The 23,050-nt window shown below is 68.1% G+C and carries 26 protein-coding genes and 1 tRNA gene; 14 read left to right on the top strand and 13 right to left on the bottom strand.

Translation table 11 applies throughout. The features are described 5' to 3' along the window. Positions 1 to 58 precede the first annotated feature (58 nt). The 12 genes from ACVCMB_RS01440 to ccmA all read right to left on the bottom strand — a co-directional run bounded on the left by ACVCMB_RS01440 (position 59) and on the right by ccmA (position 8,952). Positions 59 to 144, bottom strand: a tRNA-Leu gene (locus tag ACVCMB_RS01440). Between the two features lie 27 nt (positions 145 to 171). Continuing rightward, positions 172 to 753 carry a cysteine dioxygenase family protein gene (locus ACVCMB_RS01445; protein WP_395117880.1) on the bottom strand — a complete coding sequence of 194 codons (582 nt, stop codon included), beginning with the start codon at positions 751 to 753 and terminating at the stop codon, positions 172 to 174. Positions 754 to 786: 33 nt separating this feature from the next. Then, on the bottom strand, positions 787 to 1,911 hold the full coding sequence (metX, locus tag ACVCMB_RS01450) for a homoserine O-acetyltransferase MetX (protein ID WP_447105964.1): 1,125 nt from the start codon (positions 1,909 to 1,911) through the stop codon (positions 787 to 789). Positions 1,912 to 1,913: 2 nt separating this feature from the next. Next, entirely contained in the window at positions 1,914 to 2,966 is a 1,053-nt protein-coding gene (locus tag ACVCMB_RS01455; protein ID WP_447105965.1) for a tetratricopeptide repeat protein, read from the bottom strand. After that, on the bottom strand, positions 2,963 to 3,388 hold the full coding sequence (locus ACVCMB_RS01460) for a cytochrome c-type biogenesis protein (protein ID WP_395121372.1): 426 nt from the start codon (positions 3,386 to 3,388) through the stop codon (positions 2,963 to 2,965). Before ACVCMB_RS01460 ends, ACVCMB_RS01455 begins: the two co-directional genes overlap by 4 nt. Before the next feature lie 56 nt (positions 3,389 to 3,444). Beyond that, positions 3,445 to 3,987 carry a DsbE family thiol:disulfide interchange protein gene (locus tag ACVCMB_RS01465; protein WP_447099145.1) on the bottom strand — a complete coding sequence of 181 codons (543 nt, stop codon included), beginning with the start codon at positions 3,985 to 3,987 and terminating at the stop codon, positions 3,445 to 3,447. Beyond that, positions 3,984 to 5,957, bottom strand: coding sequence for a heme lyase CcmF/NrfE family subunit (locus ACVCMB_RS01470; RefSeq protein ID WP_447105966.1), 1,974 nt, complete (start codon positions 5,955 to 5,957; stop codon positions 3,984 to 3,986). Before ACVCMB_RS01470 ends, ACVCMB_RS01465 begins: the two co-directional genes overlap by 4 nt. Before the next feature lie 125 nt (positions 5,958 to 6,082). Continuing rightward, positions 6,083 to 6,535 carry a cytochrome c maturation protein CcmE gene (gene ccmE / locus ACVCMB_RS01475; RefSeq protein ID WP_447105967.1) on the bottom strand — a complete coding sequence of 151 codons (453 nt, stop codon included), beginning with the start codon at positions 6,533 to 6,535 and terminating at the stop codon, positions 6,083 to 6,085. 22 nt (positions 6,536 to 6,557) lie between these two features. Beyond that, on the bottom strand, positions 6,558 to 6,794 hold the full coding sequence (gene ccmD / locus ACVCMB_RS01480; RefSeq protein WP_395117890.1) for a heme exporter protein CcmD: 237 nt from the start codon (positions 6,792 to 6,794) through the stop codon (positions 6,558 to 6,560). Further along, positions 6,791 to 7,549, bottom strand: a complete 759-nt coding sequence (locus ACVCMB_RS01485) for a heme ABC transporter permease (protein WP_447105968.1) — start codon at positions 7,547 to 7,549, stop codon at positions 6,791 to 6,793. The genes ccmD and ACVCMB_RS01485 overlap by 4 nt, the downstream gene beginning before the upstream one ends. Then, a complete protein-coding gene (ccmB, locus tag ACVCMB_RS01490; RefSeq protein WP_447099142.1) occupies positions 7,549 to 8,235 on the bottom strand; it encodes a heme exporter protein CcmB in 687 nt (228 codons plus the stop codon). Before ccmB ends, ACVCMB_RS01485 begins: the two co-directional genes overlap by 1 nt. Positions 8,236 to 8,316: 81 nt before the next feature. Next, a complete protein-coding gene (ccmA, locus tag ACVCMB_RS01495) occupies positions 8,317 to 8,952 on the bottom strand; it encodes a cytochrome c biogenesis heme-transporting ATPase CcmA (RefSeq protein WP_395117896.1) in 636 nt (211 codons plus the stop codon). 36 nt (positions 8,953 to 8,988) lie between these two features. Here ccmA and ACVCMB_RS01500 point away from each other — a divergent pair, with 36 nt between their 5' ends. Further along, entirely contained in the window at positions 8,989 to 9,939 is a 951-nt protein-coding gene (locus ACVCMB_RS01500) for an RNA polymerase sigma factor (RefSeq protein WP_447105969.1), read from the top strand. A gap of 267 nt (positions 9,940 to 10,206) precedes the next feature. Here the strand turns inward: ACVCMB_RS01500 and ACVCMB_RS01505 are convergent, their stop codons facing one another. Continuing rightward, complete coding sequence (locus tag ACVCMB_RS01505; RefSeq protein ID WP_447110581.1) at positions 10,207 to 11,805, bottom strand: Ig-like domain-containing protein; 1,599 nt, start codon at positions 11,803 to 11,805, stop codon at positions 10,207 to 10,209. Here ACVCMB_RS01505 and ACVCMB_RS01510 point away from each other — a divergent pair. The 13 genes from ACVCMB_RS01510 (at position 11,792) to gspF (ending at position 23,019) form a co-directional block, all read left to right on the top strand. After that, entirely contained in the window at positions 11,792 to 12,031 is a 240-nt protein-coding gene (locus tag ACVCMB_RS01510; RefSeq protein ID WP_447105971.1) for a hypothetical protein, read from the top strand. The two genes, ACVCMB_RS01505 and ACVCMB_RS01510, sit on opposite strands and share 14 nt — an antisense overlap. 268 nt (positions 12,032 to 12,299) lie before the next feature. Further along, positions 12,300 to 12,734 carry a type II secretion system major pseudopilin GspG gene (gene gspG / locus ACVCMB_RS01515; protein ID WP_447105972.1) on the top strand — a complete coding sequence of 145 codons (435 nt, stop codon included), beginning with the start codon at positions 12,300 to 12,302 and terminating at the stop codon, positions 12,732 to 12,734. A 14-nt stretch (positions 12,735 to 12,748) separates the two neighbouring features. Further along, complete coding sequence (locus tag ACVCMB_RS01520) at positions 12,749 to 13,270, top strand: GspH/FimT family pseudopilin (protein WP_447105973.1); 522 nt, start codon at positions 12,749 to 12,751, stop codon at positions 13,268 to 13,270. Then, positions 13,248 to 13,643, top strand: a complete 396-nt coding sequence (gspI, locus tag ACVCMB_RS01525; protein ID WP_447105974.1) for a type II secretion system minor pseudopilin GspI — start codon at positions 13,248 to 13,250, stop codon at positions 13,641 to 13,643. The genes ACVCMB_RS01520 and gspI overlap by 23 nt, the downstream gene beginning before the upstream one ends. Beyond that, positions 13,640 to 14,239, top strand: a complete 600-nt coding sequence (locus ACVCMB_RS01530) for a type II secretion system protein GspJ (protein WP_395117910.1) — start codon at positions 13,640 to 13,642, stop codon at positions 14,237 to 14,239. Before gspI ends, ACVCMB_RS01530 begins: the two co-directional genes overlap by 4 nt. Beyond that, positions 14,236 to 15,156 carry a type II secretion system minor pseudopilin GspK gene (gene gspK / locus ACVCMB_RS01535; RefSeq protein ID WP_447110599.1) on the top strand — a complete coding sequence of 307 codons (921 nt, stop codon included), beginning with the start codon at positions 14,236 to 14,238 and terminating at the stop codon, positions 15,154 to 15,156. The genes ACVCMB_RS01530 and gspK overlap by 4 nt, the downstream gene beginning before the upstream one ends. Beyond that, positions 15,153 to 16,364 carry a type II secretion system protein GspL gene (gspL, locus tag ACVCMB_RS01540; protein WP_447105976.1) on the top strand — a complete coding sequence of 404 codons (1,212 nt, stop codon included), beginning with the start codon at positions 15,153 to 15,155 and terminating at the stop codon, positions 16,362 to 16,364. The genes gspK and gspL overlap by 4 nt, the downstream gene beginning before the upstream one ends. Continuing rightward, positions 16,361 to 16,849, top strand: coding sequence for a type II secretion system protein GspM (gspM, locus tag ACVCMB_RS01545; protein ID WP_447099133.1), 489 nt, complete (start codon positions 16,361 to 16,363; stop codon positions 16,847 to 16,849). The genes gspL and gspM overlap by 4 nt, the downstream gene beginning before the upstream one ends. After that, positions 16,846 to 17,646: a type II secretion system protein N gene (locus ACVCMB_RS01550; RefSeq protein WP_447105977.1), complete on the top strand. Its 801-nt coding sequence runs from the start codon at positions 16,846 to 16,848 to the stop codon at positions 17,644 to 17,646. Before gspM ends, ACVCMB_RS01550 begins: the two co-directional genes overlap by 4 nt. 78 nt (positions 17,647 to 17,724) lie before the next feature. Beyond that, positions 17,725 to 18,192, top strand: a complete 468-nt coding sequence (locus ACVCMB_RS01555; protein WP_447105978.1) for a type II secretion system protein N — start codon at positions 17,725 to 17,727, stop codon at positions 18,190 to 18,192. Positions 18,193 to 18,226: 34 nt separating this feature from the next. Then, positions 18,227 to 20,326, top strand: coding sequence for a type II secretion system secretin GspD (gene gspD, locus ACVCMB_RS01560; RefSeq protein WP_447105979.1), 2,100 nt, complete (start codon positions 18,227 to 18,229; stop codon positions 20,324 to 20,326). A 7-nt stretch (positions 20,327 to 20,333) separates the two neighbouring features. Then, a complete protein-coding gene (gene gspE / locus ACVCMB_RS01565) occupies positions 20,334 to 21,809 on the top strand; it encodes a type II secretion system ATPase GspE (protein ID WP_447105980.1) in 1,476 nt (491 codons plus the stop codon). A 4-nt stretch (positions 21,810 to 21,813) separates the two neighbouring features. Continuing rightward, entirely contained in the window at positions 21,814 to 23,019 is a 1,206-nt protein-coding gene (gene gspF, locus ACVCMB_RS01570) for a type II secretion system inner membrane protein GspF (RefSeq protein WP_395117925.1), read from the top strand. Positions 23,020 to 23,050 lie beyond the last annotated feature (31 nt).

Raw genomic sequence — 23,050 nt, forward strand, 5'->3', positions numbered from 1 at the left:
AGCCCATGCGCGCCCTGCAGACGTGAAAAACCCCGCGTGAAGCGGGGTTTTCGATACCTGGTACCGGTGAGAGGACTCGAACCTCCACTGTGTCACCACAAGCGGATTTTGAGTCCGCCGCGTCTACCATTCCGCCACACCGGCATGCGTGAGCGGGGAATTATGCCGGGTTCAGTGCACGCGGTCGAGACCCAGCTGGCGCACGTCGCGGCCGTACCAGCGGTCTTCGGGCAGTGGCTGGAATACCGAGCAGCGAACCATCGGGCCGGAGTAGACGTGCAGGCTTACGGTGACGGCGTCGTCGCTGGGGTTGCGGATGCTGTGGTATTCGTGCGGCGGGATCAGGCTGCCGGCGGAGCCGGTGCCGGCCTGGATCGAGCCGACTGCCTGGAAGCAGTAGCGTTGCGCATCGTGCTCCAGCAGTTCGTACTGCACGATCTCCAACGCGCCGTTCCAGACGCCCTCGACGCACCACATGCCATCGTGGTCGTGGATCGGCGTGCCCTGGCCCGGCCCCCAGGTCATCGCCACCACGCAGTAGCCGTGGTCTTCGCTGCGGTACAGCTCGCGGCGCGCGTAGTGCTCCGGGTTGGCCTCGAACACGCATTCGGGCAGGCGCACTGCCTGCTCGCGGATCAGCCGGCACAGGCTCTGGCGCAGGCTGTCGGTGAGTTCGTGGGTGGTGGGTTTGGCCACGGCGGCGTCGATCGCGTCGATCAGGGTGCGGCTGCCGGGGAAATCCAGGGTGAGCATGGCGGTCTCGGATGGGCGAGTGGCGGCTAGAGTCTACCAGTGCGGCGATGGCGCGGCCGCCAGGCGGTTCAGGAATCCGCCGATGGCGGGGCTGTAGTGCTCGATGTCGACCAGGAAGGCATCGTGGCCCTGGGGCGAATCCAGCGCCACGAATTCCACCCTGGCGCCGGCAGCCTGCAGACCTTCGGCGATCTGCTCCTGCTGCTGCAGCGGAAACAGGATGTCGGTGCTCACGCCGATCACCATGGCCTGTTCGATGCAGATGCGCTTGAGCCCGTCGTGCACGCTGCCGTGGCCGTACTCGGCGATGTCGAACCAGTCGCTGGCGCGCGACAGGTACAGGTAGCAGTTCGGATCGAAGGTACGCACGAAACGCCTGGCGTGGCCTTCGAGATAGGACTCCACCTGGAACTCGCGGCCGAACGGTTCGTCCTCGCGCTGCTCCGGATCGAGCCGGATGCGCGCGAAGCGGCCGTTCCATTCCATCGCGGAGCGGTAGGTGATCACGCCGAGCTTGCGTGCGATGCTCATGCCGATGTCGGGGTAGTTGGCGTCGTCGTAAACGCCTTCGTTCCAGTGCCGGTCGAGGCGGATGGCCTCGCGCTGCAGGGAGCGGATCGCGATGGCGAACGGCTGCGCCTGCGGCGCGGTATCCACGCTGATGTGCGCGCGCACGCTGCCCGGGTGCAACAGCATGTAGGCCAGCGCGCTCATGCCGCCCATCGAGCAGCCGATCAGGCAGGCCAGCTGCGTGATGCCGAGGCTGGCGACCACGGCGTGCGCGGCATTGGCCACGTCTTCCAGCGCCAGCTCGGGAAAGCTCAGCCGATAGGGCTCGCCGGTGGCAGGGTCGAGCGACGCCGGACAGGTGGAGCCCTTGTCGCTGCCCAGCGAGTTCACGCAGATCGCGAACCAGCGATCCGTGTCGATCGCCTTGCCGGGGCCGGCCATGTCCTGCCACCAGCCGGGCGACGGGTCTTCATCGCACGAGGTCATGTGTGCACTGGGCGACAACCCGGTGAGCACCAGCACTGCGTTGTCGCGCGCTGCATTCAGCGTGCCCCAGGTTTCGTAGGCGACGTGCGCGCCGTGCAGTTCGCCGCCGCGCTTCATCGGAAAAGGCGAGGGCAGGCTCAGATAGCGGCGCGCGTCGCCCATCGTCAGTGCACCTTGTCGATGGTGATGGCGACCGGCGTCTTGCGTGCGACGTCGACCACGCCCGCATCGCCTTCGAGGTCGCCGGGCGCGGCGGTGGGCTGGCCGTCATGGCTGATCCGTGCGCCCACGAAAACCTGGGCGACCGACGACAGCTTGAACGCGGGCGTCATCGCCATGGCGTCGTTGAGGGTGACCGTGGCGGGAAGCGTGACCGGCTCGATCCGGGCCACGGCCAGCGGCATCGGCGGGCCATCCAGGGCGCGAGCGTAGACGTAGAGCACGTCGCCCTTGGCCAGCTTGCCCTGCAGCGCCGGCGCCAGGGTGACGATGACCCGCAACGAAGCACCTGCCGGCACAGCCGCTGCGGCGCTGCTGGAGGTCCCGGCCGGTGCGCCGCCGGCACGGGCGTCGGCGATGGCGATCTGTTCGGCGACGGACTTCGCCACGCTGGAGCCGGGTTCGAGCTGCGGTTGCAGCAGGCGCCAGGTGGCGGCAGCGTTGCGGTAGTCGCCGCGCTGGAAGTCGCTGATGCCGAGCAGCCACAGCCCGCGCTGGTTGTCCGGGTGCTGCTTCACCGCACGCTGCAGCAGCTCGCGGGCGCGGCCTTCGATCTGGTGGTCGGCGCGCAGCATCGAATCGCTTTCGGCCCAGCCCACCATCGCCTCGGCGTTGTTGGCATCGAGCTTCAGCACGTGGTACCACGCATCGCGCGCGTCGCCTGGCTGGCGCATCATCGCGCTGGTCTGTGCCAGCAGCATCCAGCCTTGCTGATCGTCGGGCTGCTGCGCCAGGTGCTCGCGCAGCTGGGCGATCGCCTGCGGCAGGCTGATCGGCGTCTGCGCCTGCGCAGAGACCCCGTTGAGTGCCGCCGGCGTGCCGACCTTCAGGTAGAGCACGCCGGCACCCAGCGGCAGCAGCAGGGCGATGGACAGGCTGAGCACGAACACGCTGCGAGCGCGGCCGGAGCGGCGTCCCTCGCGCACCAGGGGCACGAGCAGGACAGCCAGCGCCAGCGCGACCATCAGCGCGGCCACCACGATAAAGGCGATTTTCACCAATCTTCCCCGTTGTCGGCGCTGTCGCCGACGGTCTTTGTGTCAACGCCTTCGCGCCTGCGTTTGCGGATCGCCACCAGCACCACGCCGGCGCCGGCCAGCAGAATCGCCAGCGGCCCGAACCAGAGCAGCACGGTGCCCGGCTTCAGCGGCGGGTCGTACAGGATGTAATTCGAATAGCGCGCGACCAGGTACTGCTTGATCTCGTCGTCGCTCTTGCCTTGTTGCATCAGCTTGAAGATCTGGTTGCGCAGGTCGCGGGCGATCGGCGCATTGGAATCGGCCAGCGTCTCGTTCTGGCACATCGGGCAACGCAGCTGGTGGGTGAGATGCTGGAAACGCAGTTCCTGCGCGTGATCCGTGAACGGCATCGGCTCGATCGCCTGCGCGTGGGCGATGCCCGCGCACGTCAGCAGCGCGATGAAGAACGCGAACAGCAACCCGCGGGCTGGCGATGCCCGATTCCCGATGCCCGGTTTCACGGCGTCTCCTTCAGCATCGCGGCGATCGCCGGCTTGACCTTGGTCGCCAGCACGTCCGGGGTGATCGGCCCGATGTGCTTGAAGCGGATCACGCCCTTCGCGTCGACCAGGAAGCTTTCCGGCGCGCCGTAGACGCCGAAGTCGATCGCGGTCTGGCCGGACTCGTCGGCGATCAGCAACGCGTATGGGCTGCCGTGCGCCGCCAGCCAGGCCTTGGCGTCGGCCGGCGCATCCTTGTAGTTGTAGCCGACCAGCTTCACCCCAAGGCTCGGCGCTGCGGCGGTCAGCACGGGGTGTTCCACGCCGCACTCGATGCACCAGCTGGCGAACACGTTGAGCAGGTAGGGCTGGCCGAGCAGGTCGGCCTTGCTCACCGTCTGCGTCGGCTCGTACAGCTTGGGCAGGTTGAACGCGGGCGCGGGCTTGTTCAGCAGCGGCGTGGGGATCGCGTTCGGATCGTGGCGCGTGTTCCACCAGATGCCGAACCCGAACAGGCCCACCAGCAGCATGAAACCGATGAACGGCAGCAGGCGATTCATGCGCGGGTTTCCTGTGGCTGCAGGTCCAGCGAAGCGGTGGCATCAGCCGTGCGCTTGAGACGGAAGCGCTTGTCTGCGGCGCAGACGAAGCCACCCAGCATCATCAGCAGGCCGCCACCCCAGATCCAGCGCACGAATGGCTTGTAGTAGAGGCGCAGCGCCCACGCGCCTTCGATGTTGCCGGCGTCCATCGGCTCGCCCAGCGCCACGTACAGGTCGCGGAACACGCCGGCGTCGACCGCCGACTCGGTCTGCACCTGACCGCGCGGGTAGGTGCGCTTCTGCGGGTGCATGACCGCAATCTGCTTGTCGTCGCGGGTCACCGTGATCACGCCCTGGTCGGCTTTCCAGTTCGGGCCGGTGGTGCGGTGCACGCCATCGAAGCGGAAATCGTAACCGCTGATGTGCTGCGTTTCGCCCGGCGCCATGCGCACGTCGCGGGTCACGCTGAGCGATTCGGTCAGCAGCACGCCGGCGACGAACACCCCCACGCCAAGATGCGCCAGCAGCATGCCGGCCATCTCGCCCGGATAACGGCGGCCGCGCGGCACGTCGCGCCAGCGCTTGTAGGCATACAGCAGCACGCCCACGCCCAGCCACACCAGCGCCGCGACGCCGACGACCGCCTTGAGCTTGCCGTCGACGAAGAACGCCGCCACGATCGCGCAGGCCGCCGCGGCGACGCCGACGCGCAGCAGGATCTGCTTCAGCAGCGGCGATTCGCCCTTGCCCCAGCGCAGGAACGGCCCGAACGGCATCAGCAGCACGACCGGCAACATCAGCAGGGGGAACAGGAAGCCGAAATACGGCGGGCCGACCGAGATCCGGCCCAGGTTCAGCGCGTCGCCGATCAGCGGGAACAGCGTGCCCAGCAACACCATCGCCGCAGCCACCGCGAACATCAGGTTGCCGATCAACAGCACGGTTTCGCGCGACAGCAGCTGGAACGCCTTGCCGCCGGCCACCTTGGGCGCCCGCAACGCGTACAGCAACAGCGAGCCGCCGACCACGATGGTGAGGAAGATCAGGATGAACACGCCGCGGCGCGGATCGGAGGCGAACGCGTGCACCGAGGTCAGCACGCCCGAGCGCACCAGGAAGGTGCCCAGCAGGGACAGCGAGAACGCGAAGATCGAGAGCAGGATCGTCCACGCGCGCAGCGAGCCGCGCTTCTCGGTCACCGCCTGCGCATGGATCAATGCCGCGCCGACCAGCCACGGCATGAAGCTGGCGTTTTCCACCGGGTCCCAGAACCACCAGCCGCCCCAGCCCAGCTCCGCATACGCCCACCAGCTGCCGGCGACGATGCCCAGGGTGAGGAAGGCCCAGGCCACGTTGGTCCACGGTCGCGCCCAGCGCACCCACGCCTGTTCCAGCTCGCCGCCGAGCAGGCCGGCGATGGCAAACGCGAAGGCCACGGAGAAGCCGACGTAGCCGATGTAGAGCACCGGCGGGTGGAAGGCCATGCCGGGGTCCTGCAGCACCGGGTTGAGATCCGCGCCGTCGCCGGGCATCGGCAGCAGCCGGCCGAACGGGTCGGAGGTAAACACGATGAAGGCGAGAAAGCCCACCGCGATCAATCCCATCACCGCGAGCACGCGCGAGGCGAACACTTCGGGCAGCTTGTAACTGAACGCGGCCAGCGCCACCGTCCACACGTTGAGGATGAAGATCCACAACAGCAGCGAACCCTCGTGCGCGCCCCACACCGCGGCGATGCGGTAGTACCACGGCAGCTCCAGGTTGGAGTTGTCGGCTACGTACTGCACCGAGAAATCGAAATGCAGGAACGCCCAAACCAGGATGCCGAAGGCGAACGCCACGAACACCGCCTGGCCCGCCGCCGCCGGCCGTGCCACCGCCATCAGCGCGCGATTGCCGCGCCACGCGCCGATCAGCGGCAGCACCCCCTGCGCCAGGGCGAGCAGCAGGGCGAGAATCAGTGCAAGTTGGCCGAGTTCGGGGGTCATGGGTTTGAGCCGGGAATAGGGAATAGGGAGTGGGGAATAGGTGAAAGCGAGGCACCACGCAGTTTCGGCGCGCTTCGGTGCAGCAATTGACAGCAGGGAATGGTGTGCACGGCTTTTCCGATTCCCTATTCTCGATTCCCTATTCCCGGCTTCTCGGCATGCGCCTTCGCCATCGCGTCCTTCAGTTCCTTGGGCATGTAGGTTTCGTCGTGCTTGGCCAGCACTTCGGTGGCGACGAAGCGGGCGCCGGCCATGTGGCCGGTGGCAATCACCGACTGGTTGTCGCGGAACAGGTCCGGGAGGATGCCGGTGTACTCCACCGGCATCGCGCCGCCGGCGTCGACCACGGTGAAGGTGACCTTGAGCGAATCGCTGGAGCGCTGGATCGAGCCGGCCTTGACCATGCCGCCGAGGCGAAAGGTCTTGTAGCCGCTGGCCTGGCCGGACTGCACCTGGCTCGGCGTGAGCAGGTAGTTCATGTTGTTCTGCAGCGCCACCACCACCAGCACGGTGGCTAGCGTGGCCGCGGCGAGGATCAGCAAGACGATGACGAGGCGGCGCTTGCGGGTGGGGTTCATGGGCATGGCAGGTCTGTGCCGGTCAGGCGGACGGCGTGGAAGGAGGCGAATGACGTTGCTGACGGGCACTCTGACGGGCCAGTCGCGCGCGAAGTTCCCGCAGCACGCGGTGGCGGCGCAGTCCCGGCGCGAGGCTGTCCGCAACGAGCACGATGAAGAACACCGCGTAGGCTGGCCACACATAGGCGGCGTAGCCGCCCATCCTGAAGAAGGCGGCGGCCTCGCCGCCCGCGGCGAAAAATTGCTGCAGCGCGCTCATCGGTCGGCCTCGTCTTCGGCAATCTTGCGTACCCAGTCCTTGCCGCCTTCCATGTCCAGCAGGTCGGTGCGCGCACGGCGGAACAGGCTGCCGGCGTAGTAGAACTTGGTCGCCAGGGTCATCGTCAGCAGCGGCCACAGCATGTCCCACGCCATCTTCGACTGGCCGAACACGTTGACCGTGCTGCCCTGGTGCAAGGTGTTCCACCAGTTCACCGAGAAGTGCACGATCGGCACGTTGATGACGCCGATGATGGCCAGGAAGCCGGCGGCGCGCGCGCCCTGGCGGCGATCCTCGAACGCGTGGTACAGGCCGATGACGCCGAGATACAGGAACAGCAGCACCAGCTCGGAGGTCAGCCGCGCGTCCCAGGTCCACCAGGTGCCCCACATCGGCTTGCCCCACAACGAGCCGGTGACCAGGGTGATGAAGGTGAACGCCGCGCCGATCGGCGCCGATTGCATCGCCACCACCTCGGCCAGCTTGATCCGCCAAACCAGCGCGACGAACGAGGCCACGCCCATCACCGCGTAGATGAACATGCTCATCCACGCACTGGGCACGTGGATGAAGATGATCCGGTAGGCGTCGCCCTGCTGGTAGTCGGCGGGTGCCAGCACCAGGCCGCCGTACAGCGCGACCGCGCCCAGCAGCAGCGCCAGCGCCAGCGCCCACGGCTGCAGCGCGCCGGCGAAGCGGTAGAACGTCGGCGGCGAGCCGAGCTTGTGCAACCAGAGCGGAATCCAGTCAGACATCATGCGTCCAGGGCAATGCGAAGGGCGGCCGCGCAGGCCAGCGGCGCCAGCACCACGGCGAGCACCAGGGCGGCAGCCAGCCAGGCGATCGGTGCCAGCCACGGCAGCCCCTGTTGGGCGGCAGCCACCGCGCCGGCGGCGAAGATCACGGCCGGCACGCACAAAGGCAGCAGCATCAAGGCGAGCAGCATACCAGAGCGCCGCGTGCCGGCCGTCAGCGCCACCAGCACGGCACCGAGCAGGCTGAGCAGCGGCGTGGCCAGCAGCAGCGCCAGCAGCAGTACCGGAATCACCGCGCCGGGCAGGTGCAGCATCGCCGCCAGCAGCGGCGCGATCACGATCAGCGGCAGCGCGGTGGCCAACCAGTGGGCGAGGATCTTCATGCCCAGCAGCAGCGCCAGCGGCTGCGGCGACAGCACCAGTTGTTCCAGCGAACCGTCCTCGATGTCGCTGGCGAACATCGCATCCAGCGCCAGCAGCATCGCCAGCAACACGGTGACCAGCACCACCCCGCCGGCAATCCGCTGCAGCAGGGTGTCTTCCGGGCCCAGCGCGAACGGAAACAGCGTGGCCACGATCACCGCGTACAGCACCGGCATGGCGATGTCGCCGCGGCGACGCCAGGCGAGCGCGAGATCGCGCCGCAGCATCGCGGCGCAGGCGGTGCCGAGGCCCGGCCGGTTCATCGTCGTGCTCCTCCCTCTGCTTGTCCCAAAGGGATTTCCTTCGGTCGCAGGGGAGCGAGTTCACGCATGGGGTTCCCGGCCTCAATCATGCATGCGAATCCGTCGCGGTTCGCCGCCGTGGAAACTCACGGTGCCGTGGCTGGTGACCATCGCCGCGCCACCGGCGTCGGTGTGGCCTTCCAGCAACTCGTTGACCAGCGCGATGCCGATGCGGTCGAGGTTGGCGTAGGGCTCGTCGAGCAGCCACAGCGTGGCCGGCAGCAGCAGCAGGCGCGCCAGCGCGGCGCGCTTCTTCTGGCCGGCGGACAAGCGCCGCACCGGCTCGTCCTCGTAGCCGCGCAGGCCGATCCGGGCCAGCACGGAGGCAGCGTTGGCGCCCTCGCGGCAGCCATGCAGGCTGGCCGCCACGCGCAGGTTCTCGCGCGGGCTGAAGTCCGCCTTCAATCCCAACTGGTGGCCGAGAAACAGGATGTCGCCGGCGGTGGCGTCGCGCTGCAGCGGCGCGCCGCGCCAGCGCAGTTCCCCTTCGCCGACATGCAGCAGGCCGGCCAGCATGCGCAGCAAGGTGGTCTTGCCGCTGCCGTTGTCGCCCTCGACCAGGGCCAGCTCGCCCGCGTGCAACCGGAAATCCAGCGGTGCGAACACCGGTTCGTCCTGGCGACGAAAACTCAAGCCCCGTGCTTCGAGCAGGGGCGCGGCGGCGGGCGTGGCGGTCATCTCCGTGATTGTCCGCAATGGCGATGGCGCTTGTCCATGCGGCGCACTGCCGCTGTCGCGCGATTGCCGCAGGCGCGCGTACACCGGGCCGTACCCCGGGCCATTCCGGCGCATGTGCTGCCCGGCCCGGCGGCCCGGAGCGTCGGGCACGCCGGTAGCCGGATCGTGCCGGGCAGGCAGCGGCCCGCGTTCGTGAGCGCCGATGCCGGCCGCCGGTCGATGCCGGAACCCGCAAGCCGCATCTGCATCCAAATAGCCATGCAAGGGTCCTCATCTTCGTCCGCGGATGTCACGCGGATCGACTACGCCGCGCTGAACGACGCCGCGCTGGTCCTGCTTGTGACGCATGGCGACCATGAAGCGTTCCGGTACATCATGCAGCGCTTCGGCCCGCACTTGTACCGGATCGCGCGCGGCGTGCTCAAGGAGGAGACCGAAGCCGAGGACATCGTGCAGGAAGCTTTCGCCAGGGCCTACGACAAATTCGACACGTTCCGCGGCGATGCGCCCCTGCGAACCTGGCTGATCAGCATCCTGCTCAACGAGGCGCGCAGCCGCTTGCGCAGGCGGCGCGCAACGGTCGGGCTTGAGCACGTCGACATGTCGTCGCCGGATCCTTTCTGGGTCAGCCGATCCGGGCTTGGGCGCCATGGTGGCGACCCGGTGTCGTTCGCTGCCCGCGCAGAGATCCGTCTCCTGCTGCGGGATGCGATCGACGAGTTGCCCGAGCCCTATCGCGCCGTCTTCAGGTTGCGCGAGATCGAAGCGTGCAGCGTTGAGGAAACCGCTGCTCGACTGGCCATCAAGCCGCAGACCGTGAAGACCCGGCTGCACCGCGCGCGCCGGCTGCTGCGCAAGTCGCTGGGCACCACGCTCGGCAACATGCTGGCCGACAGTTTTCCGTTTCTGGGCGTGCGCTGCGCGTGCATGACCGCCGTCGTGATGGCGTGGCTTTCGGCGGAACCAGCTTCCGGCGAGGGCGATTAGCTCCTCCGTGGCCCGGTTGCCGCTGCTTGGTCGCCAGATGCCGGTGCGATCCGCCATCGGCATCACGCCGGTGCAGGGCGCCGACGGGTCACCGCCGGCTTGCCTTGCTCCAGTGGCGATCGGGATTGCCTGAAGCGGGCATCCCCCGGCGGCGTCGGGGGATGTCCTCGGGTATCTGGCCAAACCGCGCCGTGGGGCCGGCTTGAACTGCCGGGTCGCGCCCTGCGGATCGTGTCGCATCCGTCCGGTCGGGCGCTCCCGCACGAGCTACAGCGACTTCACGTACTGCGCGACGTCGGCGACCTCCGCGCTGCTCAGGCCGAGCGCCTGCTTCGCGTTGTATTTCGCCACGACGTCGTCGAGCGTGGCCGCTGAGCCATTGTGGAAGTACGGCGGATGCTGCCAGACGCCCTTCAACGGTGCCGTGCGGTATTGCTTGGTCGCCGTGCGCGATGCGTAGCTGGGCACCCCGGGGGCCTCGGGTTCGCTTGCCACGTCGCTTGCCGGGTGCAGGCGTTCGTTGGCGTCGGTGAACTCGGAGCCGCTGTGGCAGGTGATGCATCCTGCCTTGCCCTCGAAAAGGACCTTGCCGCGTGCTGCGGCCGCGGCGTCGAAGCTGCCGGCCGGTGCGGGTGGCGCCGCGATCGACAGCTGATACGCCTGCAGCGCAGGCAGCTTGGCGGTGACCAGGTCGTCGGTACCGTTGGTGATGTTGATGCCCGTGCCGACGCGCGCATCGGTGAAGTTGCCGTGCCCGCCCATCTGGGTCACGGCGACATACCGGTTCCAGTAAGCCAGATCGTCGCCATCGCCGGTCGCGATGATCTTGTGGATGCCCTGCAGGCCGAAGGCCGGCGAGATCACCTGCGGACCATTGATGCCATCGATGTTGTAGCGGGGGTCGTACATGCCCGGCCCCCACGAACTGTAGACGGCCTTTTGCGCCTGGGTCAGCGCCGGCGACAGCGAGATGATCAGCCCGGGATTGAGGTCGCGATTGGGCCAGCCATCCAGGCGCTTGCCGATACCCGGCGCAAACGAGTTGTCGACCGTGGAATGGCACAACGCACAGGTGATTCCGACGCGGGTCAGCGTGCTCTTGCCGTTGACGGTTTCCACGGTGCCCTTGATGCCCACCACCGCATCGAGGCTGATCAGCGCAAGCGTGGTGTCGGGACTGGTCAGGCTGATGCTGCCGTCCTGGATGCCTGCCACGACGGACGAAGGAAGCGCCTCCGCGTCCACTTTCAGGCCGACGGCCAACGCCGTCTTCGGATCGACGGCTGCAGCGATGACGTCGTTCATGTGCAGTGTGTCGGTCCACGTCGTCTCGTCGCCGAACGTGTCGAAGCGGAAGATCTGCTTGCCCTGGTCCAGGAACGCCGTGTCGGTCACGGTCGAGAATGTCCACACGTAATTCGTCGCCAACGCGGCGCCGTTGGTGCCCTTGACGCCGGTCGTGATGGTCGCGGTGCAGGTGACGTTCGCCGCCATGGGTTCGGCCACCTCCGACTGCGGCGGGTTGGTCGGCGATTCGGTGATGCGCACGAACGTGGCTTTCCTCGTCGCCGCATCGTAGGTGACGGACCCGAAGGCAGCCGCGCCGGCCGGGCAGTTCACGTTGAAGGTGGCGTTCTTCAGCGTTGCCGGGTCGATCGCCTGGTCGAACGTGGCGCTGACTTCCGCCGTGTTCAGCACGCCCGTCGCTGCATTGGCCGGGGTGGTGGACACCACGGTCGGGGCCGGGACCGGAGGCGGCGTGGCCGCCTGGCCGTGGGGACTGGAGCCGCCGCATCCGGTGAGGCCGACGACAAGTGCGACAGGCAGCGCCGTCGGCAACCATTTCTTGTGCATGAATCTGCTCATCTGCGTTCCCTCTTCATTGGATGCACCCAGTCAGGACAAAAACACTTCGCGCAGCGGTTTCCAGCGGCCGCAGCAACCCATGCCGACCGCATCGGCCGGCACCATGGAACTGTCTCTGCGTATCGACGAATCCGCGCAGATCCATCGCTGCGCGGTACCCGCATTGCATCGCGTCGACGCCGGGGAACCAGTCCCCGCTCACCAACCGACGCAGCGGCACGAATAAGGTTCCCGTCGACGCACGGGACGGCGACAGAGGCATTGCGATCGGCGAACGGGTTTGCCTGCCGCACCGACGATGCGCATGCGCGTCATGCGGAACCTGCGGGCCGCTGCTTGCATCACAACGGAGACTTCAGCGCATCTTCGGGCCGATGTGCCCGCCGAACGCGTCGAGCCTGTGCTGGAGCCGTCTTGCCTTGCCGCCGTGCGCACGCGCAGTGCGGCCGGACATTCGAGCCGCAAGCTCTCTGCACATCCGAGGTGGCGCCACCATGCCGACACGTGTTTCGTCCCAACGCGGTTTCACCCTGCTTGAACTGATGGTGGTCGTGGTGATCCTCGGCATCCTCGCTGCGCTGGTCGTGCCGAAGGTGATGAGCCGGCCGGACGAGGCGCGCGTGACCGCTTCGCGGCAGGACATCGCCAGCCTGATGCAGGCCCTGCAGCTCTATCGTCTGGACAACCGGCGCTACCCGACCACCGAACAGGGACTGCAGGCGCTGGTGTCCCGGCCTGACTCCGGCCCGATCCCGCCGAACTGGAAGCCCGAGGGATACGTCGGGCGCCTGCCGAAAGACCCCTGGGGCCATCCCTACCAGTACCTGAACCCGGGCCTGCACGGGGAGGTGGATGTCTACGGTTTGGGGGCCGACGGTGCACCCGGCGGCGAGGGCAACGATGCCGACATCGGTTCGTGGACGCTGTGACGGAAGCCCGTGCCGTGCATGAAGCGATCGTTCGCCAGGGCAAACGCGGCTTCACGCTGCTGGAGATGCTGGTCGTGGTGCTGATCATGGGCATCCTGGCGGGAACCATCGGGGCACGGATGCAACCGGGCGATCGCGACCTGTTGCGGGTCGAGGCCGAGCGACTCGCGCAGCTGCTGGAGCTTGCCGCCCAGGAAGCGCGCATCTCCGGCGCCGCCATCGTGTGGACTTCCGACGGCAGCCACTACCGCTTCTGGCGCCAGGGTGGCGATGACGGGTGGTCCGAGATCCGTGACGACGATGTGTTGCGTGCGCGCAGCCTGCCGCACGGCATGCTGATATCGCAGCTGCGCAACGAAGCCGCCGCGGCGCAGTCGACCATGCGTCTGCAGTTTCCGTCCGACGGCTCGATGTCGGCGTTTTCGATGGACCTGGCGCTCGGTGCCGACCATTACGGCATCGCGGCCTCTCCGGTCGGCGACTTGCGCATCGCACCCGGGCAGGGGAAGACCTATGGCGACATGGCAGCGCAATGACGCGCCGGGATTCACGCTGGTCGAAGTGCTGGTCGCCATGACGATCGTCGCGGTGTCGCTGCTTGCCGCGCTGCGCGTGGCCACGCAGGGCGTCAGCCATGCCGACGAACTGCGTGGGCGACTGCTGGCCGGGTGGGTCGCGGCCGATCACCTCGCCGAGCATCGTGCACGCGGCGACTGGTTGCCGGTCGGCGTGCGAACCGGTGTGCGGCGCCAGGGCAATCTTGAACTCGGCTGGCGCGAGGAAGTATCCGCGACGCCGAATGCGGCATTCCATCGCGTCGACGTCTTCGTCTTCGTGCCGGCGCAGCCAGCGCACTTCCTTGCGCATTCCACGGGTTTTGTCGTGGATCCCGCGGAGAGCGGCCGATGAACGCCCACCGGTTTCGCGCTGCCCCCGGATTCACCTTGATCGAGCTGCTGTCGGCGCTGCTCGTTCTGTCGCTGCTCACGCTGATGGCCTATCGCGGACTTGGCGTGGTCATGGCGTCGCGCGACCGCATCCAGGCGGAATCCGCGCAATGGCGGCAGGCGGAGTCGTTCTTCGTCCGCTTTGCGCGCGATGTACGGCTGGCCGCACCGCGCCCGGTGCGCAGCGATGCCGGCACCTCGCCAGCGTGGCTTGGTCGGCCCGATGCAGCACAGGCGCCACTGCTGGAGTTCACTCGGTTCGCCGGGACGGACGGCGTCGACGTACCGCGGCGCATCGGCTACGGAGTGAACGGTGCGCACCAGATCGAATTGTGGATCTGGCCGGGGCTCGACCTTGCCGCAACCACGCCGCCGACCCGCTACGTGGTACTCGATGACGTGACCCGCCTGAGCCTGCAATACCTCGGCCCCGCGTTGACCTGGAACAATACGTGGCCGACGACGCCGGCCGACCCCCCGCTGCCGCTGGCCGTACGCATGCAAGTGGTGCTCGGTTCGGGCGAAACCGTGGTGCGCGTGTTCGCGCTGCGCTCATGAACGCCGGGCAGCGCGGTGCGGCCTTGCTGATGGCGATGGCGATCATGGCGGTGGCTGCAGTGGCGGCAACGGCCATGCTGGTCGCGCTGAGCACGTGGTCGCGCCAGGCCGGGTTGGCCGCCGACCATGTCCAGGCCGAGGAACTGGTCACGGCGGGAGGCGACTGGGCTCGCGCAATGCTGTTCGACGACCGTCGCGCCAGCGGCGACGTCGACCACGCCGGAGAACCGTGGGCGCTGCGCCTGCCGCCGATCCCGTTCGAGAATGGCGAACTGGCCGGCCACATCGAGGACCAGCAAGGCCGGTTCAATCTCGACAACCTGGTCCGGAACGGCAAGCTCGATGTCACGCAGTACGCGCGTTTCCAGCGTCTGCTGGCCATCCTCGGCTTGCCGGCGGAGCTGGCCGATGCGCTCGCCGACTGGGTCGACGCCGACAGCGTGGCGCAGCCCGCCGGCGGGGCGGAGGATGCGTACTACCGCGGGCTCGGCCATCCTCGTCTGGCCGCCAACCGGCCGCTCGTCGATCTGGACGAACTGGGTCTTGTACGTGGCTTCGACGCCAGTGTCCGCGCGCGCCTCGCGCCTTTCGTGACGGCGCTGCCGGCGACCACCGCGCTCAACGTGAACACGGCGTCCGCCGAGGTTCTCGCTGCCGTGGTCGATGGCCTGGACCTGGATTCGGCGCGGGTACTGGTCGCCCGCCGCAACGGAACTTTCTATCGCAACAACGCCGATTTCCTTGGCCAGCTCGGCAAGGACGCCACGGTACCCGGGCAGGACATCCGCGTCGGCAGCGATTACTTCCTGATCACGCTGCGGGTGACTTACGGCAAGACGCAGGCCCGCAGCCAGCTGCTGTTGGCGCGGACGGACGCGGCGCGCTGGCCCGGCGTCGTATGGCGGAAGCTCCGATGAGTCTGCTGCGCATATTCTGTCCGCTGTCGGCGGCGCCCACGTCATGCCGATGGGTGCTGCTGGACGAGCACGCCGGTGTGCATTCCGGAAGTGGGGCACTGGCACAGTTGCCGAACACGGCATCGCGGGTCGAACTGGTGCTTGCCGCCAGCCAGGTCTTGATCACCCGAACGCGATTGCCTCGAGTGGGCAGGCGCAGGTCCGCGGCGTTGCTGGCCTATGCAGCCGAGGAACAACTGGCATCCGACCCGGACGCCAACCAGGTGAGCATGCTGGGGCGGGTCGGGGACGACGACGTGCTCGCAGTGGTTGACCGGCAGCGGCTGCAAGGCTGGCGCGACGCGCTTGGCGCGGTCGGTATCCGCGTCGACGTCGTGTATTGCGAGACGCTGATGTTGCCGGTGCAGCAAGGGGAGTGGAGTCTTGCCTGGAGCGGGCAGGAAGGCTATGTGCGCATCGGCGAACTCGAGGGCGGCGCCACCGATTGCGGCGATCGGCAGACGCCGCCACTGGTGCTGCAGTTGCTGCTTGAGCAGGCGCGGGCGCGCGATGCCGTACCCGCGTCGATCGCGCTGCATGTGACGACGCCGGCGGCGCGGCCCGATCCGGAGGCATGGCAGCAAGGCCTGGGCGTCAGCGTCCGGTTCGCATCGGAACCGGATTGGCGCATGGCGCCGGCGTTGGCCGGCATCCGGATCGATCAGGAACGCGGGCACTGGCGCCCGTCCGTCGCCATGCTCGCACGCTGGCGACACATCGGCTGGATTCTGCTCGCGGCGCTGCTGCTGCATTCGGCAGCCTTGCTGGTCGATCGCGTGCGGCTGGCGAGCGAACAGCATGACCTTCGCCAGCAGATGGAGGCGCGCTTCCGCGCGCTGTTCCCCGACGCCGTCGCGGTGGCCGACCCGGCATTGCAGATGCGGCGGCAACTGGCCCAGGCACGGCGCGCCGCGAACCAGCCGGATGCCGGCGATTTCCCGGCCATGCTCGGCAAGGTGGCAGCAGCGTTGGCGGAGGTGCCGGCCGCGGAGCTGCGCGCGCTGTCGTATGAGGACGGACGCATGGTGCTGGAGTTCGCCGCTGCGGACGGCGCGCTCACGCGTCGCGTCGAGGCTCGCCTGGCGCAGGCCGGGTTGGATGTCGACGCGCCGCAGGAGGCGCGTCGTGCCGGGCGCGGCACCGTCACGCTGACCCTGAGGTCGCCATGAAGCATGCCTTGAACCGACTGTGGGCGGCGCGATCCCCGCGGGAACGTGGGCTGGTTGCCGTCGTGGCGATCTGCCTTGGGCTGGTGGCGTATGCGTGGCTGCTGTACGCGACGACACAGGCGCGCTTGCGGCTGCTGCCGGCGGTCGCCCAGCTGCGTGCAGACGCGATGCGTCAGAGCGGGCAGGCGGACGAGATCGTGCGCCTGCGCGCGATGCCACCGCTGCCTGCGTCGACGACGGACCTGCGCCAGCTGGTGCAACGCCAGGTCGACGCCAGCGGACTGACCCGTTCGCTGGCGAGCATCGAGCTGCCGGATGCGCGCCACGTGAAGCTGGTATTCGCCAATGTGGCCTTCGCCGACTGGCTGGGTTGGGCAGACACCATGCGCGCGCAGCAGCTGCGCCCTGTCGCAGTGCGGATCGAATCCGGTTCCGCGCCCGGCCAGGTGGGCGTGACCGTCACCCTGGAGCGCCCTGGCCGATGACGCGCCGACTGACATGGCGGGGACCGATTGCCAGCGTCTGCGTGGCGATGGCGGCCTATGCGGCGTTTCTGGTCCTGCTGGCGCCAGCTACGCTGCTCGATGCGGGCCTGCGGCGCGCCAGCGCCGGGAAGCTGCGTCTTGCGCAGGCGCACGGCAGCCTGTGGTCCGGCAGCGGGCGGCTGGAGATCCGCGATGGTGCCGGGTCGGGCGGCGTCGGCAAGGATCTTTCCTGGACGCTGCAACCGCGGGCCCTGTGGCGCGGGCGCCTCGACTTCGAGGTCGCCATCGATCACGCCGACCGGGGCTTCCCCGTGCGCATCTCGGCGCACAGTATCGAGGTATCAAGCGTCGACTTCTCCTTGCCGGCCAGTGCGCTTGGCCTCGCCGTGCCTCGCATGGCGCCGCTCGGCCCGCGCGGCGATCTCGCCCTCCATGTCACGCAGTTCTCGCGTTCCGGCGACACCGTTTCGGCCGATGCTGTCGTTACGTGGAAGGATGCCGGTTCCGCCCTGACCCGGGTCGCACCGCTCGGCACCTACGAACTTCGTGTCCACGGCAATGCGGGATTGTTGAAGGCGACATTGCGTACCGGCAGCGGGCCGCTCCATCTCGACGGCAGCGGGTCCTGGCGCGGCGACGGCCCCGCGACGTTTTCCGCCACCGCGCGGGTCGATGCGCAGCAGCGCCCGCAACTGGCGCCGCTGTTGCGGCTGATCGCCGTCGAGCGCGACAACGGCGATTTCGACCTGCAACTCGGCCCGCCGCTCGGCGGCGCACCCGCCGGCGCGCGGCCATGAGTTTCCGACGGGCCATCGACATGGGAACCCTGTTGTCCCCGCGACCATCCAACCCGTGCAGGCAGAGGGAACAAAGGCATGTTGTCCGGACGATCGAATCTTGCGCGAACGGCGCTCGGCGCTGCATCGAAAGCCGGCGCGCTGTCGTTGCTCGGTCTCGTGCTGGCGTACTGGACCTGGGCGTGGTGCGCGCCGGCACCGCTGCCGCGGGCCATGGAGATTTCCGGGCCGGCCGATCGCCTCGCTGCTGCCGGCAACCTGTTTGGCCGGCTGCCTGCCGATGCGCAGGCCGAGGTGCCGTCCGGGCTGGCGATCAGGCTGCTGGGCGTCATGGCTGCCGAGCCGCAGGGCGTCGGCTACGCGCTGCTGCAACTCGATGCGAAGACAACCCGACTGGCCCGTGCCGGCGAGTATCTCGCGCCGGGCATCCGGCTCGAGAAGGTACTTCCCCAGCAGGTGATCCTGCAGCGCAACGGATCGCGCGAAACGCTGGCCTGGCCACACCCCTCCCAAGCCCCTGCCACCACCACGAGCACTTCCCGATGAAACGCCATGGGTCACCTTTCCCCTGCGGGCAGCCATGAACCAGCACACGCTGCAAGCGGCCATCGTGGCCGTGGCCTTGTCCTGCGCGTACGTTCCGGCGGCGCGCGCGATGGCACAGGCGGCGGAAAGTCCGGCGCCGGTCAAGACCGTCACGCTCAATTTCGTCGATGCGGACATCGAGGGCGTGGTGAAGGCGATGGCGGAAGTCACCGGCAAGAACTTCGTGCTTGATCCGCGCGTCAAGGGCACCGTCAACATCATCTCGGCGCGGCCGGTGGCACGGGATACCGTGTACGAGGTGTTCCTGTCGGCCTTGCGCCTGCAAGGTTTCGCGGCGGTGGAGGACCACGGCCTGGTCAAGATCCTGCCGGAGGCGGACGCCAAGCAGCACAGCAACGTCCAGTCGAGCCGACACCCCGGCAGCGACGGACTGCAGACGCGGGTGTTTGCCCTGGCGCATCAGTCGGCGGTGCAACTGGTGCCTACGCTGCGTCCCCTGGTGGCGCCGAACAACACCATCACCGCGCTGCAGGACAGCAACTCGCTGGTCATCACCGACTACGCCAGCAACCTCGAACGGCTGGCGGGCATCATTGCCGCCGTCGACCAGCCGGACGAGGCCGGCGCGACGATGATTGTCCTGCAGCATGCTTCCGCGCTGGACGCAGCGCGGACCATCAACAATCTGTTTGCGGCAGCGCCGCAGGCGTTGCAGACGCTGCAGGGAACGGACCCGACCCAGCGCGTGGCAGTCATCGCCGATGCCCGCTCCAACAGCCTGCTGGTGCGCGCGGCCGATCCGGCGCGACTTGCCCAGGTCCGGAAATTCGCCGCACTGCTCGACTCCCCGACCAGTGCCGCCGGCAACGTTCACGTCGTCTACCTGAAGAACGCCGAGGCCGTGCAGCTCGCGGAGACCTTGCGCGGCATCTACTCCGGCAGCGCATCATCGCCGGGACAGGTATCCGGCGCGGCGGCGCCAGCCGAGGCGGTGTCGCCGAATGCGACTGCCGGTGTTGCCATCGGCGGCGGCGCGCAGGCGGCATCGGGCGGCGGCGGCATGCCGGCGACGGGAGACGCCATGCCGCAAGCTGCAACCGTGCCAGGCATCATCCAGGCGGACGCCGCCACCAACTCGATCATCATCACGGCGCCCGATGCGGTCTACAACAACCTGCGCGCGGTGGTGGAAAAACTCGATGCGCGGCGGCTGCAGGTCTATGTCGAGGCGCTCGTGGTCGAGCTTACGGCGAACAAGGCCGGCGAGTTCGGCATCCAGTGGCAAGACCTCGGCGGCATCGGCGAGTCGGGTACGCATGTGTTCGGCGGCACCAACTTCGGCGGGGCGGGGCGGAACATCATCGGCATCGCGCAGAACCCGGCCAGCGCCGGCCCCGGGCTGAACATCGGCACGGTGCACGGCAGCGTGACGGTGGGTGGCGTTCAGGTCCTCAACCTCGGCCTGCTCGCGCGTGCACTGGAAACGGACAGCAACGCCAACATCCTGTCGACGCCGACCCTGCTCACCCTCGACAACGAGGAGGCGAAGATCGTGGTTGGCCAGAACGTCCCGTTCATCACCGGCCAGTACGCAGTTTCGGGTGCGGCAACCACGCCGTCGCCGTTCCAGACCATCGAGCGCAAGGATGTCGGGCTGACCCTGAGGATTCGCCCGCAGATATCCGAAGGCGGAGTCGTGCGCCTGCAGATCTACCAGGAGGTTTCGAGCATTGCCGACACCGCCAATCCCGCCGGGGTCATCACCAACACGCGCTCGATCGAGTCGACTGTTCTGGTCGACGACGGACAGATCATCGTGCTCGGCGGGCTGATGCAGGATTCCGTCAACGGCGGCGTAGCCAAGGTTCCGCTGCTGGGCAGTCTGCCGTTGCTCGGCGGCCTGTTCCGCTACAACAACCACTCGCGTACCAAGACCAATCTGATGGTATTCCTGCGCCCGACCGTCCTGCGTGATGCGCAGGGGGCGGGTGCCTTGACCGGCGAACGCTACGACTACATCCGTGGTCAGCAGATCCACGCCGAGCCGACTCGCGGCGCAGTGCGCGGCAACGATCCTTCGCCACTGTTGCCACCCCTGCCGCCGGCATCGGCCGGCCAGGACAATCGGCGGTGATCGCGGGATGCTGACGAAGCCGCCCGTGCCGTATGCCTTCGCCAAGGCCAACGGCATCGCCGTCACCGGACTTGGCGACGGTGTCGCCGAAGTCGTCGTGCGCCATGGCGCGTCGGCTGGCGCGCTGGCCGAGCTGCGACGCGCACTCGGCGTGCCCATTCGTGCGCAGCGCGTCGGCACAGGCGAGTTCGACGAGCGCATCGCCACCTTGTACAACGGCGCCGACGAAGGCGCGGCTGCGCTGGCGGACGACCTCGCACAAGACATGGATCTGTCCCGGTTGCTGCAGGAAATACCGCGCGTCGAGGACCTGCTGGACAGCCAGAACGACGCGCCGCTGATCCGCCTGATCAACGCCTTGCTGACCCAGGCGTTGCGCGAGGGCGCTTCGGACATCCACATCGAACCGTTCGAGTCGCGCTCGGTGGTTCGGCTGCGCATCGACGGTACGTTGCGCGATCTGATCGAGCCCGCACGCGCGCTGCATACGGCCATCGTGTCGCGCGTGAAGATCATGGCGCAGCTCGATATCGCCGAGAAACGCCTGCCGCAGGACGGCCGCATCGCGCTGCGCGCCGCCGGCAAGCCGATCGACACGCGGGTGTCGACGATCCCGACCGGCCACGGCGAGCGTGTCGTGCTGCGCCTGCTGGACAAGCAGGCCGGCCGGCTCGAGCTGTCCCGGCTGGGCATGGACCCGCCCACCCTCGCGCAAGTGGACGCGCTGATCCGCGAGCCGCACGGCATCATCCTGGTGACCGGTCCCACGGGTTCCGGCAAGACCACCACGCTGTATGCCGCGCTGTCGCGGCTGGATCCCAAGGCGCTCAACATCATGACCGTCGAGGATCCGATCGAGTACGACCTCGACGGCATCAACCAGACGCAGACCAACAGCCGCGTCGACATGAGCTTCGCGCGTGCCCTGCGCACCATCCTCCGCCAGGACCCGGACGTGATCATGATCGGCGAAATCCGCGACCTGGAGAGCGCGCAGATCGCGATCCAGGCCAGCCTCACCGGGCATCTGGTGCTCACCACGCTGCATACGAACGACGCGGTGAGCGCCGTCACCAGGCTGGTCGACATGGGCGTCGAGCCCTTTCTGCTTGCGTCCAGCCTGATCGGCATCGGCGCCCAGCGCCTGGTGCGCAAGCTCTGCGTGGAATGTCGTGTGCCACTGGCAGCCGATGCCATGCAGTTGCGCAGCCTCGGTCTGGCGTCTGCACCGGGCAATTTCCATGCGGCGGTCGGTTGCCCTGCGTGCAACCGCTCCGGCTACAAGGGCCGTACCGGCATCTACGAATGGCTCACGATCGATGACGAGCTGCGCAGGCTCATCCACGACCGGGTGGACGAGCAGACGCTGCGCGAACACGCCGGCGCGCATGGCATGGGTTCGCTGCGCGACGACGGCATGCGACTGGCCGCCGAAGGCACGGTGAGCCTGGAGGAAGTGCTGCGCGTCACCCGCGAGCGGTAGCACCATGGAGGCGTTCCGTTACCGGGCACTCGACGCCGCCGGTCATCCCAGGTCCGGCCTGGTGCAGGCGGATTCACCGCGTCAGGCCCGCACCCAGTTGCGCACCCGGGGCTTGTATCCGGAGCGCGTCGAGCGTGTTCGCAACCGGGAGCGCGCGGCGCCGCCCTGGTCACGCGGCATCCCTGCGGCCGAACTGAGCCTGCTCACCCGCCAGCTGGCCACGCTGCTCGCTTCCGGCCTCACGATGGAGCATGCATTGGCTGCGCTGATCGAGGAGGTTGCGGCGCCAAAGACGCGGGAAGTACTTGGTGGCGTCAAGGCCGAGGTCACCGCTGGCCTGTCGCTCGCCGGCGCCATGGGCAGCTACGGGCGGGATTTCCCCGGTTATTACCGCGCGCTGGTGCGCGGTGGCGAGGAATCGGGCGCGTTGCCGGACGTGCTGCAACACCTTGCCGACTACCTGGAGGCGCGTCAGGCGCTGCGCCAGAAGACCAGTCTCGCCCTGCTGTATCCGGCGCTGGTCACCTTCGTGGCGATCTGCGTGGTTGCCGGATTGCTGGTCTACGTCGTGCCGCAGATCGTGCAGGTTTTCCAGCAGTCCCGACAGAGCCTGCCGCTGCTCACCCGGGGGCTGATTGCGGTCTCGGATTTCCTGCGCGGAGCGGGGCCTTGCCTCGTCGTCATCGGCCTCTGCGCCGCGGTCGGCGTGCGGGCCGTTCTCCAGCGCGAGCGTCACCGGCGCCGCTGGCATGCTCTGGCGTTGCGCTTGCCCTGGCTCGGATCGGTCATTCGGAGTCTGAATGCCTCGCGCTTCGCCAGTACGCTGGCCATCCTCGTCGGCGGTGGCGTGCCCTTGCTCGCGGCACTCGACTACGGTGCGCGGGCCATGTCCAACCTGGTCATGCAAGGCGGCATCAAGGCTGCCATTGAGCGCGTGCGCGAAGGCGATACGCTGACACGCGCGCTGGATGCCGCGCATGTCTTTCCGCCGCTGATGATCCACCTGGTCGGCAGCGGCGAAGCCAGCGGCAAACTGGAACACATGCTCGAACGCGCCGCACAGCTCGAAATGCAGGCTCTCGAACGACGTCTGGCGGTTCTGCTGACGTTGCTCGAACCGATGATGATCCTGGTCATGGGCGGCGTCGTGCTGATGATCGTGCTGGCTATCCTCCTGCCGATCATGGAAATCAACCAGCTGGTGCATTGAAATGCATGTGGTCTCTGATCCCGCCCACCTC

This window comes from Rhodanobacter sp. UC4443_H10 (assembly GCF_052978325.1).